The organism is Krasilnikovia sp. MM14-A1259, assembly GCF_047159535.1.
In the GTDB taxonomy this organism is placed as follows: Bacteria; Actinomycetota; Actinomycetes; order Mycobacteriales; family Micromonosporaceae; genus Actinoplanes.
Genome location: NZ_BAAGAJ010000002.1, coordinates 5,355,368 through 5,370,764 on the forward strand (window position 1 = coordinate 5,355,368; position 15,397 = coordinate 5,370,764).

Consider the following 15,397-nt stretch of genomic DNA (forward strand, 5'->3'; position numbering starts at 1 on the left):
CCGCGGAGCGATCCGCGCGTGTGGCCCCGTAACCGCGAATGAATCAAGGAGGTGTTTTTCATGGAACTCGACATCGACGCCCTGCAGCGCCTGGAGGAGAACGAGCCCGAGGTGGCGCTGTGGCCGTGCACGGTCACGTGCCGGATCTCGTGTGACATCAGCACGATCTGATCGATCGCCCGGGCCCGGTCCGCCACTCGCCTTCGCGGTGGCGGACCGGGCCCCGGCGCAACACCACCCATCGTCCCCAGGAGGACCCGGCATGGTCGCTGCCAGCACCCGGCGCTCCGCGTTGCCGGTCGCGCAGCCGACGCCGGCGCCGCCGGGACCGGCGGGGCGCGACCGGCGGTCCGGACTGTACGGGCTCGCCCCGGCGGCCACCACGGTCACCGCGGTGCTCGCGGTGCTCACCGAGGCCGTGACGCTGATCGTGCCCGCGCTGTCGGCCATCGCACTCGACCGGGTCATCGCCGGTACGGCCTACGGCCCCCCGGTGGTCGCACTGGCCGCGCTCCTCGTCCTGCGGACCCTCGCCGAGGTGTACGGCGGGGTGGCCCGGGTGGCCGCCGCGACCCGGGTGACCGCGGTCCTGCGGCGACGGCTGGTCCGGCACCTGTTCGCGCTCGGGATCCCGGTCCTGCGCCGGCACGACGCCGGGGACCTGGTCGCACGCCTGACCGGCAACGCCGACACCGCGGGCACCGGCGTACCCGCGGCCGTGTCCGCCGCGATCGCGGTCGCGTCGTCGCTGGGCGGCATGGCCGCGCTGTGGCTGATCGACTGGCGGCTCGGCGCGGTGTTCCTGGCCGGAGCCGTTCCGGCCACCCTGTTGCTGCGCCTGCTCATGGGCAGGGCGACCGGCAGCTACGCCACCTATCTGCGGCAGCTCGCGATCGTCGCCGCACGGCTCACCGACGCGCTCGCGGGCGCCCGGACCATCAGGTCCTCGGGCACCGCCGACCGGGAGACCGAGCGGGTTCTCGGCCCGCTGCCCGAGCTCTCGGCGGCCGGGCAGGCTACCTGGAACGTGCAGCGTTCCGTGTCATGGCAGGTGGATCTGATCCTGACCGGGGTACGCGCGCTGGTGCTGGCCGTCGCCGGTCTCGGGGTCACCACGGGACGGCTCACACCGGGCGACCTGCTCGCCGCCACCATGTATCTGACGCCCGCGCTGGCGTTCCTCGACCAGGTCGACGCGCTGATCCGGATCAGCGACGCGCGCGCCAACGCGGACCGGGTCGCCGAAATCATGAGCGAGCAGCCGCCACCGGCAACCCCTGTGGCAGCGGACCGAAACCAGCCGCTACGGCCGGGCGCCGCCCTGTCGTTCCGCGGGGTACGCGCGGGCATCGGCGACCGTACCGTGCTGGACGGCGTCGACCTGGACATCCCGGCGGGCGCGGTGGTGGCCGTGGTCGGCCGATCCGGGGCCGGGAAGACCACGCTGGCGTTGACGGCCGGCCGGCTGGTCGCGGTCGACGCCGGCCAGGTGCTGATCGACGGGCGGCCGATCACCGAGCAGGATCCGGACGCGTTGCGCCGGGAGGTCGGGTACGCGTTCGACCGGCCCGTGCTGGTGGGCACGACGATCCGGGACGCCCTGCGGTACGGCCGCCCCGAGATGTCCGACCGGGAACTGTGGGACGCGCTCGACCTCGCCCAGGCGTCGGACGTCGTCCGGCGGCTGCCGCACGGCCTGGACGCCGAGGTTGCCGGGGCGCCGTTCTCAGGCGGGGAGTTGCAGCGGCTCGGGCTGGCCCGGGCGGTGGCGCACGGCGGGCGCGTACTGATCCTGGACGACGCCACCTCCAGCCTGGACACCGCGACCGAAGCCCTGTTGGCGGCGGCGATCACCACCGGGCTGGCCGGGCGGACCCGGCTGGTGGTGACGCACCGCGCGGGCATCGCGGCCCGGGCCGACCTGGTGGCCTGGCTCGACCGGGGGCGGGTCCGGGCCCTGGCGCCGCACGCCCGGCTCTGGGACCGCGAGCCCGCGTACCGTGCGGTGTTCGCCGGGGAGGCGGACCGATGAGGCGGCCGGGACCGGCGCACCGCCTGGTGTACCGCGAGTTGCGGGCCCGGCGCCGCGCGCTGGGCCGGATCGCGGCGTGGTCCGCGGTGGAGGCGCTGCCGTCGCTGCTGTCGGGGGTGCTGCTGTCCGCAGCCACCGACCGGTTCGTCGCCCATCAGGCCGCCGCCGGACTGCTGCTGCTGACCCTGCTGCTGCCGGTCGCCGCCGCCGGGGCGGTCGCCACCAGCAGGTTGTTCCCCTGGCTGGCGGCCGTCGTGGAACCGGTTCGCGACGCTCTGCTCACCGCGGTGGTCGGGGGCGCGGTCCACGCCGCCACCCGGTCACCGGCGCGGGCGGACACCGCGGTGGTGGACCGGCTCACCGCGCAGGTCCAGACGGTACGCAACATCCTCTTCGGACTGCTGCGCACCGTACGTCAGATGGTTTTCGGGTCGGTCGCGGCGCTGATCGGCCTCGCCGTGCTGGCGCCGATGGTCGCCGTGGCCACGACGCTGCTGGTGCTGGCCGCGGCGGCGCTGTTCGCGTTGCTGCTGCCCGGGCTGGCTGAGCGGCATCGGGCGGCACTGCTGGCCCGCGAGGACCTGGCCCGGCGGGCCGGATCGGCGTTCGGCGGCATGCGGGACGCGCTGGCCTGCGCGGCCGGTGGCCGGGCGATCACCGAGGTGGACGCGGCCATCGACGGCAGCCTGGCCCGCTCCCGCGCCCTGTCCCGGGCGACCAGCCGCCGCGGCCTGGTGGTCTTCGTCGGCGGCCAGGTGCCCCTGGTGCTGCTGCTGGCGACCGCCCCGTGGCTGCTGTCGTCGGGCTACCTGACGGTCGGCGAGGTGGTGGGGGCCGCGGCGTATCTCAGCGTCCACCTCGAACCGGCGCTGCGGCAGATCGTCGGCGTGGCGGGCAACTGGGGGCTGGAGCTCGCGGTGAGCCTGCGCCGGCTCGGGGAGACGTTCGCCGAACCCGCCGAGGCTCGCGGCGGCCCGGCCGCGCCGGGACACGACCTGGCCGTCCGGGGACTCACCTTCACGTACGGGGCAGCCGAACGCCCGGTCGTCGACGACCTCGCCTTGACGCTGGACGAGGGCGCCCACCTCGCCGTCGTCGGGCCGAGCGGCGCGGGCAAGTCGACGCTGGCGAACCTGCTCGCCGGGCTGCTCGAACCCGGTCGCGGCACGGTCCGGCTGGGCGGCGTCGACCTTCGGGACATCCGCGACGACGACCGGCACCGGCTGATCGGCCTCATCCCGCAGGAGGCGTACGTCTTCGCCGGCACGTTGCGCGACAACCTCACGTACCTGGCACCCCACGCCGGCCCGGCCGATCTGGAACGGGCGGTGGACGCGGTGGGCCTGCGGACGGTGACCGACCGGCTCGGCGGCCTCGACGCCCGGGTGGGTGCCGGCGGGGCGGACCTGTCGCACGGCGAGAAGCAACTCGTGGCGCTCGCCCGGATGTATCTGTCCCCGGCCCGGGTGCTGATCCTGGACGAAGCGACCGCGAACCTCGATCCGGCGGCCGAGGCCCGCGTGGAGGCGGCGTTCGCCGAACGTGCCGGAACGCTGGTGGTGATCGCCCACCGGATCACCTCGGCGCGCCGGGCCCGTCAGGTCCTGCTGCTCAGCGGCGCGCACGCCCGGCTGGGCACGCACGACGACCTGCTGCACACGTCGTCGGAGTACGCCGAGCTCGTCGGCTGGTGGAACGCGGGCCGTGCACCCGCGGACGGGACTCCGTACGCCGACGCTCAGCCGTGAGTCTGCCGCAGGCCCTGCTCGGCGGCGTACGCCCGGAGTGCGGCACGGTCGGGGCAGCCGGTCTTCGTGAGCAGGCTCGCCACGTGTTTCTCCACGGTGCGGGGGGAGATGAACAACCGTTGCGCGATCTCCTTGTTGGCCTGCCGGTCGTGCAGCAGGAGCAGCACCTCGTACTCGCGGACGGTCAGTCCTTTGACGAGCAACGCGGGCGGGATCTCGCTGCGCCCGCTGCGCCGTTGCGGGGCACTCGCCCCACCACGGCGTAGCAGCGCCCGGCACGCGCCGGACACCGCCGGCAGCTCCGACAGGTGGAAGTACTCTTCGGCGCTGCGCAGCCACGGGACCGGTGTGCCCCACCCGTCGTCGAGCGCCGCCTCGGCCACCAGCCGCAGCCCCAGGTGGTGGGCGCGAGGGTAGCGTGCCGACGCGGCGTGTGCGGTCCCGACGGCCATGAGGGCGTCCTGCGTACGCCCGGCCCGGCCGAGCAGTACCGCGTCCGCCAGATGCAGGAACTGCCGGTTCCAGCGCAGGCTGCCGCCGGCGCCGGCGGCGACCCGCTCGTACTCGGGGCGGCCGGCGCGGCCCTGCAGGACGTCCAGGAGCAGGGTCAGGCCGTAGGTGCCGGCGAGATACCGGACGTTGGGATTCGCCTGCTCCCAGCGCCGGACCTCGTCGAGCTCCGCCAGCGCGCGCGGCCGGTCCTCCTCCAGCAGGGCGCAGATGGCGCGGCACAACCCGTGCGTGAGCGGGGCGAGCAGGGACTGCTCACCGCCGATGGCCCGGAAGTCGGCCAGCCGATCGTCCATCAGGGACCGGTCGCCCTGGTGCGCTGCGATCATCGCCCGGGTCAGCAGGTTGAACTGGTGGTCTTCGAGGTGGCGCAGCCGGGCGGTCGCCTCGGCGCACCGGCTGCTGATCTCGTCGGCCACCGCGTACTGGGCGCGCAGCACCGATTCCAGCGCGATGCTGCTCTCGGCGGTGTACGCCAACGTGATCGCCCCGGTCGCGTGCGCCGCCGCGAGCGCCTGCTCCAGGCCGCCGATCTCGCCCGTACGCATGGCCTCGTTGACGCCGAGCCGCAGCATGGCGTGCAGCCGCCAGATGGGCAACGAGTACTCCCGGGCCACGTCGAGCATCCGGTGCAGGCACGCCTCGGCGTGGTCGAAGCCGCGGCTGCGGGACAGGATGGCGAGAAGCTGCCAGCCCTGGCACGCGGCCACCGGGGACGCGCACCGCTCGGCGACCTCCACGGCCCGGCGCGCGATCGCCTCGGCCCGTTCGGTGCGCTCGGTGCCCCGGGCCGCCTCGGCGCACTCTCCCTCGACCAGCAGGTGCGCCTCGACCACGTCCAGCTCGACGGTGTCCTCCGGTCCGGCGGTGGGACCGAGCATCGTGCGGGCCGCCGCCACCTGCGCGGTGGCGTCGCTCCACCGGCCGGCCGTCATCGCGCCCCAGGCCAGCCGGGTGTGCACCACGACACGCCGATCCTTCCGCGGCGCACTGCTGGGCGCCGACGTCAGCGAGTCGGCCAGCCCGAACGCTCGGTCCAGCTCGCCGGCCTCGGTCAGGGCGTAGACGAGCGATTCGAGCACCTCGGCCCGCTCGGCGACCCGTCCCGTGGCCGGCAGCGCCGCGAGGGCTTGGTCGAGCAGGGCGATGGCGGAGGCGGTGGCCCCCGCGGCGAGGGCGCGGCGGCCCGCCTCGGCGAAGTGCCCGGCCGCGCGGGGGCCGTCGCCGGCCGTGGCGCGCAGCAGACCGGCCAGTTGGCACCACTCGCCGGGCAGCTCGGGGTGCAGTTCGATCAGGACGTCGGCCGCGGTACGGGCGATCGCGGCCGCCTCGGTCGGCAGCAGCGACGCCCGCAACGCCTCGGCGGTGACGGCGTGCCGGAAGCTGTACCAGTCGGGGTTGGCGCCGTCCGGCCCGACGAGCTGCGCGTCGGCGGCCATGGCGAGATGGCCGACCACGGTCCGCTCGTCCAGTCCGATGATGGCCTGCACCAGCGACGCGTTGAACCGGCGCCCGAGGACGGCGGCGGTGTTGAGTGTGGCGCGCACCTGAGGACCGAGCCGGTCGGCCCGCTGGGTCACCGCGCGTACAAGGCTGGTGGGGACCGCGACGCCCAGCTCGCCAACGAGGCGGCAGCCGTCGGCGTCGCAGGCCAGCACGCCGGCGGACAGCGCGGCCCGCAGCAGCTCCTCGGTGACCAGCGGATTGCCCTCGCCGCCGCGCTGCAGCCGGTCCACCAGCGGCAGTGGCAGGCCGTCCGGGTCGACGCGCAGGCAGGCCGCGGCGAATGCGCGGATCTGCGGGGGTGACAGCGGCGTCAGCTCGATGACGTCCGCGCTGCGCCGCTGCCCGGTACGCCAGGCCAGGTCGCCGGCCGGTCCGGGGTCGGGCCGCAGGCTGGCGACCAGCAGCACCGGCTGGGTGGCGAGGTTGTCCACCAGGTACTCGACGACCGCGAGCGTTTCGGCATCCGCGTCGTGCAGGTCCTCCAGCACGACAAGGCAGCCCCGGTCCCGTCCGGTGACGGCGAGCAGCCGCAGCACCGACTCGGCCAGGACGACCAGTGAGTCCGGCTGGCCGGGTTCGCCGGTGCGCCACTCGGGCACCAGCCGGCTCAACGTGGGCAGATACGGGGCGAGCGCCGGATCGTCGGGCGGCCCGTCCGTACGGAACAGGGAGAACAGCGCCTCGGCGATCGGCCGGAACGGCATCAGGGCGCCGGCCGGGCTCGCCCGCCCGCGCAGCACCGGAACGCCGGTGACGAACGCGTGGGCCACGCACTCGCCGATGAGCCGGGACTTGCCGATGCCGGCTTCTCCGCGGACGAACACGCTCGTGCCCCGGGAGGCGCGGGTGTTGGCGACATGTGTGGTCAGCTGCCGCAACTCCGCGTCTCGTCCCACGACCGAGGGACAGGTCACCTGCATGGCGACAGACGTTAGCGCTGGCGCGCCAACGGTGCGGCCCGGCCCCGGCAACCTGTGGACAAGGCACCGGCGGGAACGCCGATGCCTTGTCCGGTTGCTTCAGAACAGCGGGGGAACCGGTCCGGTGTGGGTGACGCTGCCGGTACCGGGCTCCATCGCAATGACGATCGCGGCCGCGGCGACCGTGGTCAGCCCGGCCAGCACGCGGGCCCGCAGGCCGAGGGCCGGAACCCTGCCCAGATCGATCTGCCCGATCGCCGACTCGGCCGGAACGCGTTCCTCGGCCGACAGGTCCGAATTGGCGCATTCATCGTCAATCATGAATTCCTCCTTTGGGACGGATGGGTCGGTGTGGCGGGTTGGAGCAGCAGTGCCGCGGGAATGCGGTCGGGGCGGGCGACACGCAGCAGCCCGTGGCCGATGCCGGCCAGGCCGTGCAGCAGGCCGGGGTCGGTTACGCGACCCGGCGTGCCGCACTGCGGACCGGACGTGTCCAGAGCCGACAATGCCATGCCCGCGCGAGGAAGCTGGGCCGGGCGGTCGGCGGCCCCGACCAGTTCGAGGCGACCGAGTTCGCCGTGGCACAGGCTGTGGTTCGGCAGCGGTCCGCTGCGGGTCACGGAGTCGACGGTCCGGTCGACGAGTGCGCGGATGCCGTCCGTCGCACCTTCGAGGGTGTCCAGCAGCGCGAGGACGACGCCCGGGCGCCCTTCGCACCAGGAGTGCCCGTGGGCCGTGACCGCCGCACTCACGAGCTGATCGCGCCCGCGGCGCCCGGCCCGGGCATCGTCCGCCGCCGCGGCGTAGCGCAGCAGCGCCCAGCCGGTCCCGGCGGCACCGAACGCGAAACCCGGGCCGGTCGTCCGTGCCGCGGCCGTCTCCAGCAGCCGCCGCGCGGCCCGGTCGGCGATCGTCCGGGCGTCGGCGAGGCCGCTCATGGCGTGCACCGCCAGCATCGACACGAGACACCCGGCCACGCCGCCGTGCACACTGTCGTCGTCGGAGGAGTCGAGCGTCGTATCGGCCAGGTGCACGATCGGGGCGATCAGCTCCGCCGCCGCGCGGTCGTCGAGGAAGCCGGCCACCTGCGCGAGCGCGTACGCGATGCCCCCGAACCCGGCGAACCCGCCGCACCCGACGATCTGCGCGGCGGCCGGATCGGCCGTGAAGTGCGTGATCAGGGCGGGCAGTGGCTGCAGGGCTCGCCGGGCCGCCGCCGCGTAACGTGCGTCCCCGGTGAGGGCGGCGAGCTGGGCGAGGAACAACGCGACGCCGGTGTACCCGGTGGCGAGCCCCGCGCCGAGCGGCATGACAGCCCAGTACCGCTCGTCCAGCGGTTCCAGCCCCAGCCAGTTGATCCGGTCGCCGTCGTCGAATCCGCGCGCGACGATCTGGTCGGCGATGCCGCGGGCGGCGCCCAGCAGCCGGTCGGCGTCCGGGGCACTGGCCTGGTACGGCCGCGGGTCCGGCTCCCCGGTGTCGTGCGCCCGGTACGCCAGCCTGGTGGCCAGCGCCGCCCGGATCACCCACTCCTGATCCTGCCGGTCGACGTCGCCCATTCCGCGCAGTTTGGCGCCGACCTGATCCAACGGGGTGCTGTCCAGGGCGTCGGCGATCCGGTCCGTCCCGCTGTACAGATCCCGGCCGCCCGGGCGGAGCGTGAAGAACGGCACGTCGCCCTGCCATAGCTGCGCGTTCTCGTACGGGACCAGCCGCAGCCGGACCCGGTCACCGGCCGAGCCGGCCCACAGCACGTCGAACAGCCGGTCGCGGTCCAGGCCGTCGCGCAGGACGCCGGGATGGGTCGACTCGTCGAGCAGGGTCTGATAAATCCGGGTCGGGCGGGCGACCAGGCGCATCTCGTCCGCGGCGAATCGCTGCACCGCACCGCCGGGGCCGAGCAGCTCGTCCCGGTGGCGGGCGATCATGTCGTAGCCGGTGCGGAAGCCGTCCAGCAGCACCTCGGCGTGACCCGCGGGGTCGGCGGCGGCGCTGGCGAGCCGGGGCCGGTTGTCGGCGTCGACGCCGTGCACCGTGTGCCGGACCAGGCGCATCTCGTCGGTGCCCACGGCGTGCCAGCCGGCGACCGGCACCGGTATCGCCTCGGCCGTGCCGCCGCCGAGCCCGGACACGTCGAGCGCGGAATCGTCGCCGAGCAGCAGCAGCGGCAACAGCGCGCTGCGGTGGACCGAGCGGGCCAGGGCCGCCGCGGCCGGATCGGCGTCGGCGGCCACCGGCAAGTGCGGGTGGAACAGGGTCTCCACATCGACCAGTACCGGCTGATCCGCGCAGGCGATCAGGTTCTCGTAGTGCACGTCCGCGCCGTCCAGCGCATACAGCAGCGCCAGCAGGAATCCCTGCCGCCGGTAGAACCGCGCGACACCGTCCCGGTCGGTGCAGGGCTGCGCCGCCACGAACTCGACCCAGCCGTACCCGTCGCGCTCCAGCACGGTGAGCGTACGCAGGGACAACTGCGCCGCCACCCGGACGTTCAGCCAGCGGACCAGCTCGTTGAAGTGCCGGTGCGCGCCGAGCGGCCGCGGCTTGTACACCAGGCGGGCGCCGGAGGCGAATCGCAGCAGGCCGACCGTACGGCCGTGCTGATGGCTGTCCCCGGCGCCGAGCTCCAGCGCGGTCAGCGGCCCCGGGTCACGGCCGGCGAAGAACGTCGCCACGATCGCGGGCCGGTCCGTGGCGAACCTGCGCAGCAACTCGGCGGTCGCCGCGATCGCGTTCTGGCAGCGCTGGGCGATGATCCGGGCAAGGACCGGGTAGCGCCGCAGGAACGCGGCGAACGCGGCCGGGGTCTGCCGGCGGCGGACGAAATCGGCGAACCGGTCCTGCGGCGTGGGCCCGGTCAGGCCGCCGGCCTCCCGCGCCGCGCTGAGGTCGAGGACGAGGGCGCGCGCGCTCAGGCGGACCAGGTCGGAGGCCAGACCACGGCGGAACTCGGCGCGGATCGCCGGGAGATCGACCCCGTCGTCCGGCGCGGTACGCGCGAGCCGTCCGTCGGACACGTCGAGGAACGGGGCGAGGATCCGGGCGAAGTCCCCCGCCCAGGTGGCGCCACGTGGTTCCGCCACGCCCGGGGCGGTCGGGCGGGAACCGGCCGCGGCGGCGAGCACGTCGCCCGCGAACGCTGCCCAGTCCGGCGCGCTGATCCGGGCCGCGACGTCGGCGGGCGGCTCGGCCAGCAGGCTCTGCAGGTCCTCCTCGCCGAGGCCGAGATCGTCCAGCCGCGGGGTGAACTGGCCGCTGTCGCCGAGGCCGTGTGCCGCGCGCCAGTCCCGCAGCCGCCGCGTCGCGGATTCTGTCGGCGGCCGGCGGGAATGACCGGGCGCCCGTTCGGCCAGTGTCAGGGCGGCGGCCCACCAGCCGCGGTCACCCTGCGGCGTCACCGTCGCGTCGAGCGAGGCGTCCGCCGCGGCGTCGTCGCTGCGGGACCGGCTCGTCGGCGGAGCGTCCGTCATGGCCGCCAGCCTGCCGGACGGGAGCCACCGCCCGGATGGGTGCTGGGCCCCCATCTTTTCTCGCCCTCAGTCGCGCAGGAACAGGTCGTCGGGACCGATGGGGACGATGCCGCGGTTCAGCGCGGAGATCCCGACGAAGTAGCCGGCCGAGATCGCGTCGAAGTCCGTGGTGAACGAACACGCCGGGATCCGGTACAGCTCACGCAGGTACCGCCAGACGTTGCCGTAGTCGCGGAGCCGGTACCGGTGCAGGCGGAACCCGGGCCCGTACACCTGGTCGAAGCGCACCAGCAGGCTGAACAGCCACAGGTCCGAGGGGACGAGGGCGTCGCCGTGCAGGAACCGGCTGCCGGCCAGCCGCTCGTCGAGATCGGACAGGAACCGGTGCACCCCGTCGACGGCCAGCCGGTACTCGTCCTGCGAGTCGAGGAACCCCGCCCGATACACCCCCGCGTGCAGCTCGTGGAAGATCCGGGAGTCCCACTGCCGTTCCGCCGCGCCGACGCGGTGGGTCGACAGCAGCCGCTCACCGCCGTCGGCCCGTGGTGCGGCCAGCTCGCGGAACGCGTACGGCATCCGGTACGGGTCGTTCGTCAGCACCCGCATCGACGGGACGTCGACCAGCACGGGCGACCGCACGGACCCACCGACCTCGACGGCTTTGCGCTGTTCCGCGGTCAGATTCGGCGACCAGGACAGTTCCCCGCCCGGGGACGCGGTCAACCGCCCGTTGTCCGGCGCGATGACCGTGACCACGTCGAGCAGCCCGTACAGCGCGGCGACCAGCGCGACTTTCTGACCGGACGGAGTGAGCGGCCGATAGACCAGTACGTACCGCGACGGCTGGTCGGCCAGGCCGGCGTCGAACTCCGCACCCGTCACGATGTTCGGCGGCAGGATGGGACCGCCCCTGATCCCCATGACGAAGTCGTGCGGGGGTGTGAAGCACAGCTCCAAGGCTCCAGCTCTTCCGTCGAGGCCCAGCGGGCAGGAGGTACACAACAGTCAGATCGTTCGATAGCGAACATTGTAGATGCATGCCCCGGCACGGAGCCGCTGGTGTTCCACTCCGGGCGGTATGCCAGATTGGCTTCGTCAGTGATGGTCGACAGCATGCAACGGAGGACTCATGAGTTACACCGGTGACGTGACCGTCGGCGGGGCGCCGGACGTCCGCACGACCAGCGGTCTCACCATCACCAAACTGGCGGTCGGCCCCGTGGAGAACAACGCGTACCTGCTGCGGTGCACCGCCACCGGCGAGCAGTTGCTGATCGACGCGGCCGCCGAACCGGAGCGGCTGCTCGACCTGCTCGACGGGCCGCTCGCCCAGATCGTCACGACCCACCGGCACTGGGACCACTGGGGTGCCCTGGCCGATGTCGTGGCGGCCACCGGGGCCCGGACCCTCGCCGGGCGCGACGACGTCGAGGGCATCCCGGTGCCCACCGACGAGCCGCTCGACGACCTGGCCGAGGTGCGGGTCGGTGCGGTGCGCCTGACCGTACGGCACCTGCGCGGTCACACGCCGGGCCACATCGCGCTGCTGTACCGCGACCCGGACGGTCACCCGCACGTGTTCACCGGCGACAGCCTCTTCCCGGGCGGGGTGGGCAACACCGAGAAGGACCCGGCCCGGTTCGCGTCGCTGATCGCGGACGTGCAGGAGCGGATCTTCGCGGAGCTTCCGGACGACACCTGGGTGTACCCGGGGCACGGCAAGGACACCACGCTCGGCGCCGAACGGCCGTCGCTGCCCGAATGGCTCGCCCGCGGCTGGTAGGTCCCCGCCGGGCGACCCGGCGTTGGAACGATTTTCGAGTGGGTCCGGCGATCCTTCCGGCAGGCCGCGTCACCGGCGCGGCGTACCGGGAGGAGACCCGCCATGACCGAACGCTGCACCGTGGACCTGTGGTTCGACCCGCTCTGCCCCTGGGCCTGGGTGACCTCACGCTGGCTGCTGGAGGTGGAGCGGGTCCGGGACATCGACACCCGGTTCCACGTGATGAGCCTCGCGATCCTCAACGAGGGCAACGACGACGTCCCCCAGGAGTACGCCGACCGCCCGGCCGCGTACTTCGAACTGCGCCGGCAGGCCTGGGGCCCGGTGCGGATCTGCGTGGCCGCGGCTCGCGCCGCCGGTGCGCCGGTGCTGCGTGACCTGTACACCGCGCTGGGCACCCGCATCCACCCCGGCGGCGAGCCGCTGGGCGACGAACTGTACCGGGCCGCGCTGGCCGACGCCGGGCTCGATCCCGCCCTGGCGGACGCGGCCCGCAGCGACGAGTACGACGCCGACCTGACCGCCAGCCACGAGGCCGGACTGGACCTGGTCGGCGCGGACGTCGGCACCCCGATCATCCGCGCACCGGGTCCGGACGGTGCCACCGTGGCGTTCTTCGGCCCGGTGATCGGCGCGGCACCCACCGGCGAGGCCGCGGGCCGCCTCTGGGACGGGGTGCTGCTGGTGGCCGGAACCCGCGGGTTCTACGAGCTCAAACGGTCCCGCGACGCGCGGCCGTCGTTCGGCTGACACCGCTGCGGCCCAGCGATGTTCCAGCGACGCTCGAGCCGACCGCCGATCGATGTTCCAGCCGCCTTCTAGGCGTTGGCCGCACGCTGGGCAGGCCGCGCGAAACCCCGCGGGGCGGTTGCCTTCGATGAGCAGTGAGGACCGTGCTGATGCTCAGCTCAACGACCTGCGCACGCCCGGGCGGTGTCCGGTGACGCGGCGCGTCGTCATCACCGGGATCGGCGTACGCGCCCCCGGTGGCAACGGTGCCAAGGAGTTCTGGGACCTGCTCAGCTCCGGCCGGACCGCCACCCGGCGCATCTCCTTCTTCGACCCGTCGCCGTACCGGTCGCAGGTGGCCGCGGAGGCCGACTTCGATCCGGCGCTGGAGGGCCTGACCCCGCGGGAGATCCGCCGGATGGACCGGGCCGCGCAGTTCGCGGTGGTGTGCGCCCGGGAGGCGGTGTCCGACAGCGGGCTGGACGTCGCGGCGCTCGACCCGCACCGCATCGGGGTCAGCCTGGGCAGCGCGGTCGCGGCCGCCACCAGCCTGGAGAACGAATATCTGGTGCTCTCCGACAGCGGCCGCAAGTGGGTCGTCGACCCGGAGGTCGTGTCGCCGCACATGTTCGACTACCTGGTGCCCAGCGCGATGCCGGCCGAAGTGGCGTGGACCGTGGCCGCCGAGGGGCCGGTGACCATGGTGTCCAACGGGTGCACGTCCGGCCTCGACTCGGTCGGGCACGCCTGGCAGCTCATCCGCGAGGGCAGCGCGGACGTGATGGTGGCCGGGGCCTCGGACGCGCCGATCACCCCGATCGTGGTGGCCTGCTTCGACGCGATCAAGGCGACCACCTCGCGCAACGACGATCCGGCGCACGCCTCCCGGCCGTTCGACGCGTCGCGCAACGGGTTCGTGCTGGCCGAGGGCGCGGCCATGTTCGTGCTGGAGGAGTACGAGAGTGCCCGTCGCCGGGGCGCGCACATCTACGCCGAGCTGGCCGGCTACGCCACCCGGTGCAACGCGTACCACATGACCGGGCTCAAGCCGGACGGCCGGGAGATGGCCGAGGCCATCCGGGTCGCCCTGGACGAGGCGAAACTCGACCCGACCGGCGTCGACTACGTCAACGCGCACGGCTCGGGCACCAAGCAGAACGACCGGCACGAGACCGCGGCGTTCAAGCGCAGCCTCGGATCGCACGCGTACGACGTGCCGGTCAGCTCGATCAAGTCGATGGTCGGCCACTCGCTGGGCGCGATCGGTTCCGTGGAGATCGCCGCCTCGCTGCTGGCGATCGAGCACGGCGCGGTCCCGCCGACCGCCAACCTGCACACCTCCGACCCGGAGTGCGACCTGGACTACGTGCCGTTGACCGCCCGCGAGCAGACCGTGGACAGCGTGCTCACCGTGGGCAGCGGCTTCGGCGGGTTCCAGAGCGCGATGATCCTGCGACGGACGGAGGGCGTCCGATGACCACCCCGGTGTACGTGACCGGCATGAGCGTGACCGCCCCCACCGGTCTGGGGCTGGAGCCGTTCTGGGACGGCCTGCTGGCCGGGCGCAGCGGCATCGCGCCGCTCACCCGCTTCGACACCACCCGGTTCCCGGCCACCCTGGCCGGGCAGATCACCGGGTTCGAGGCGGCCGACCACCTGCCTAGCCGGCTGCTGCCGCAGACGGACGTGTCGACCCGGCTGGCGCTGGTCACCGCGGACTGGGCGCTGGCCCACGCCAAGGTGGACCCGAGCACGCTCACGGACTACGACATGGGCGTGGTGACCTCGAACGCCGCGGGCGGTTTCGAGTTCACCCACCGCGAGTTCCAGAAACTCTGGTCGGTCGGCTCCCAGGCGGTCAGCGTCTACGAGTCGTTCGCCTGGTTCTACGCGGTCAACACCGGGCAGATCTCGATCCGGAACGGGATGCGCGGCCCGAGCAGCGCGCTGGTCGCCGAGCAGGCCGGTGGCCTGGACGCGATCGGGCACGCCCGCCGGACCGTACGGCGTGGCACCCCGCTCGTGCTCACCGGCGGTGTCGACTCGGCGCTGGACCCGTGGGGCTGGATCTCCCAGATCGCCGGGGGCCGGGTCAGCCGCGCCACGGACCCGGCGCGGGCGTACCTGCCGTTCGACGCGGCGGCCGCCGGTTACGTGCCCGGCGAGGGCGGTGCCGTGCTGGTCCTGGAGGACGCCGCGGCGGCCCGGTCCCGCGGGGTTCAGGCGGTGCACGGCGAGATCGCCGGGTACGCGTCCACATTCGACCCGCCGCCGGGCTCCGAGCGTCCGCCGGGCCTGCGCCGCGCGGCCGAGCTGGCCCTGGCGGACGCCGGGGTGAGCCCGGCCGAGGTGGACGTGGTGTTCGCCGACGCGCTGGGCGTGGCCGGACCGGACCGCGCCGAGGCCGAGGCGATCACGGGGGTGTTCGGCCCGCACGGGGTGCCGGTCACCGCGCCCAAGTCGCTGTACGGCCGGCTCTACTCCGGCGGCGGCCCGGCCGACGTGGTGACCGCGCTGCTCGCGATCCGCGACGGCGTCATCCCGGGCACCGCCGGGACCGCCGAGGTGCCCGACGACTACGCGATCGACCTGGTCCGCGGCCCGGCCCGGCCCGCACCCGTGTCGACCGCGCTGATTCTGGCCCGCGGCCTGTGGGGCTTCAACGCGGCCGTCGTGGTCCGCGCGGTGTGACCACCCGG

At 74.0% G+C, this 15,397-nt stretch carries 11 protein-coding genes; 7 read left to right on the plus strand and 4 right to left on the minus strand.

What is annotated here, in order from left to right:
* The first annotated feature begins 60 nt into the window (after nt 1–60).
* The 3 genes from ACMCNK_RS24245 to ACMCNK_RS24255 all read left to right on the plus strand — a co-directional run bounded on the left by ACMCNK_RS24245 (nt 61) and on the right by ACMCNK_RS24255 (nt 3,780).
* Nucleotides 61–171 (plus strand): ALQxL family class IV lanthipeptide, encoded by a 111-nt coding sequence (locus ACMCNK_RS24245; protein ID WP_412738665.1) that lies wholly within the window; start codon nt 61–63, stop codon nt 169–171.
* A 91-nt stretch (nt 172–262) separates the two neighbouring features.
* Nucleotides 263–2,032: an ABC transporter ATP-binding protein gene (locus tag ACMCNK_RS24250; RefSeq protein WP_412738666.1), complete on the plus strand. Its 1,770-nt coding sequence runs from the start codon at nt 263–265 to the stop codon at nt 2,030–2,032.
* Complete coding sequence (locus tag ACMCNK_RS24255; RefSeq protein ID WP_412738667.1) at nt 2,029–3,780, plus strand: ATP-binding cassette domain-containing protein; 1,752 nt, start codon at nt 2,029–2,031, stop codon at nt 3,778–3,780. The genes ACMCNK_RS24250 and ACMCNK_RS24255 overlap by 4 nt, the downstream gene beginning before the upstream one ends.
* On the opposite strand, the gene ACMCNK_RS24260 is transcribed toward ACMCNK_RS24255, so the two are convergent.
* The 4 genes from ACMCNK_RS24260 to ACMCNK_RS24275 form a co-directional block, all read right to left on the minus strand.
* Entirely contained in the window at nt 3,771–6,716 is a 2,946-nt protein-coding gene (locus ACMCNK_RS24260; RefSeq protein WP_412738668.1) for a helix-turn-helix transcriptional regulator, read from the minus strand. The genes ACMCNK_RS24255 and ACMCNK_RS24260 overlap by 10 nt on opposite strands.
* A 99-nt stretch (nt 6,717–6,815) precedes the next feature.
* Nucleotides 6,816–7,037, minus strand: a complete 222-nt coding sequence (locus tag ACMCNK_RS24265) for a hypothetical protein (protein ID WP_412738669.1) — start codon at nt 7,035–7,037, stop codon at nt 6,816–6,818.
* Nucleotides 7,034–10,186 carry a type 2 lanthipeptide synthetase LanM family protein gene (locus tag ACMCNK_RS24270; RefSeq protein WP_412738670.1) on the minus strand — a complete coding sequence of 1,051 codons (3,153 nt, stop codon included), beginning with the start codon at nt 10,184–10,186 and terminating at the stop codon, nt 7,034–7,036. Before ACMCNK_RS24270 ends, ACMCNK_RS24265 begins: the two co-directional genes overlap by 4 nt.
* Nucleotides 10,187–10,252: 66 nt before the next feature.
* A complete protein-coding gene (locus ACMCNK_RS24275) occupies nt 10,253–11,107 on the minus strand; it encodes a hypothetical protein (protein ID WP_412738671.1) in 855 nt (284 codons plus the stop codon).
* 208 nt (nt 11,108–11,315) lie between these two features.
* Between ACMCNK_RS24275 and ACMCNK_RS24280 the strand changes: the two genes are divergently transcribed.
* The 4 genes from ACMCNK_RS24280 (at nt 11,316) to ACMCNK_RS24295 (ending at nt 15,389) form a co-directional block, all read left to right on the plus strand.
* Complete coding sequence (locus tag ACMCNK_RS24280; RefSeq protein ID WP_412738672.1) at nt 11,316–11,969, plus strand: MBL fold metallo-hydrolase; 654 nt, start codon at nt 11,316–11,318, stop codon at nt 11,967–11,969.
* A gap of 102 nt (nt 11,970–12,071) precedes the next feature.
* On the plus strand, nt 12,072–12,719 hold the full coding sequence (locus ACMCNK_RS24285) for a disulfide bond formation protein DsbA (protein WP_412738673.1): 648 nt from the start codon (nt 12,072–12,074) through the stop codon (nt 12,717–12,719).
* Nucleotides 12,720–12,909: 190 nt separating this feature from the next.
* A complete protein-coding gene (locus ACMCNK_RS24290; RefSeq protein WP_412740971.1) occupies nt 12,910–14,175 on the plus strand; it encodes a beta-ketoacyl-[acyl-carrier-protein] synthase family protein in 1,266 nt (421 codons plus the stop codon).
* Nucleotides 14,172–15,389 carry a ketosynthase chain-length factor gene (locus ACMCNK_RS24295; protein ID WP_412738674.1) on the plus strand — a complete coding sequence of 406 codons (1,218 nt, stop codon included), beginning with the start codon at nt 14,172–14,174 and terminating at the stop codon, nt 15,387–15,389. Before ACMCNK_RS24290 ends, ACMCNK_RS24295 begins: the two co-directional genes overlap by 4 nt.
* The last annotated feature ends 8 nt before the right edge of the window (nt 15,390–15,397 follow it).

What these genes read in the sequence shown, in the direction of transcription:
- ACMCNK_RS24245 (WP_412738665.1), top strand. Translation starts at nt 61, where the DNA reads ATGGAACTCGACATCGACGCCCTGCAGCGCCTGGAGGAGAACGAGCCC.
- ACMCNK_RS24250 (WP_412738666.1), top strand. Translation starts at nt 263, where the DNA reads ATGGTCGCTGCCAGCACCCGGCGCTCCGCGTTGCCGGTCGCGCAGCCG.
- ACMCNK_RS24255 (WP_412738667.1), top strand. Translation starts at nt 2,029, where the DNA reads ATGAGGCGGCCGGGACCGGCGCACCGCCTGGTGTACCGCGAGTTGCGG.
- ACMCNK_RS24260 (WP_412738668.1), bottom strand. Translation starts at nt 6,716, where the DNA reads ATGCAGGTGACCTGTCCCTCGGTCGTGGGACGAGACGCGGAGTTGCGG.
- ACMCNK_RS24265 (WP_412738669.1), bottom strand. Translation starts at nt 7,037, where the DNA reads ATGATTGACGATGAATGCGCCAATTCGGACCTGTCGGCCGAGGAACGC.
- ACMCNK_RS24270 (WP_412738670.1), bottom strand. Translation starts at nt 10,186, where the DNA reads ATGACGGACGCTCCGCCGACGAGCCGGTCCCGCAGCGACGACGCCGCG.
- ACMCNK_RS24275 (WP_412738671.1), bottom strand. Translation starts at nt 11,107, where the DNA reads ATGGGGATCAGGGGCGGTCCCATCCTGCCGCCGAACATCGTGACGGGT.
- ACMCNK_RS24280 (WP_412738672.1), top strand. Translation starts at nt 11,316, where the DNA reads ATGAGTTACACCGGTGACGTGACCGTCGGCGGGGCGCCGGACGTCCGC.
- ACMCNK_RS24285 (WP_412738673.1), top strand. Translation starts at nt 12,072, where the DNA reads ATGACCGAACGCTGCACCGTGGACCTGTGGTTCGACCCGCTCTGCCCC.
- ACMCNK_RS24295 (WP_412738674.1), top strand. Translation starts at nt 14,172, where the DNA reads ATGACCACCCCGGTGTACGTGACCGGCATGAGCGTGACCGCCCCCACC.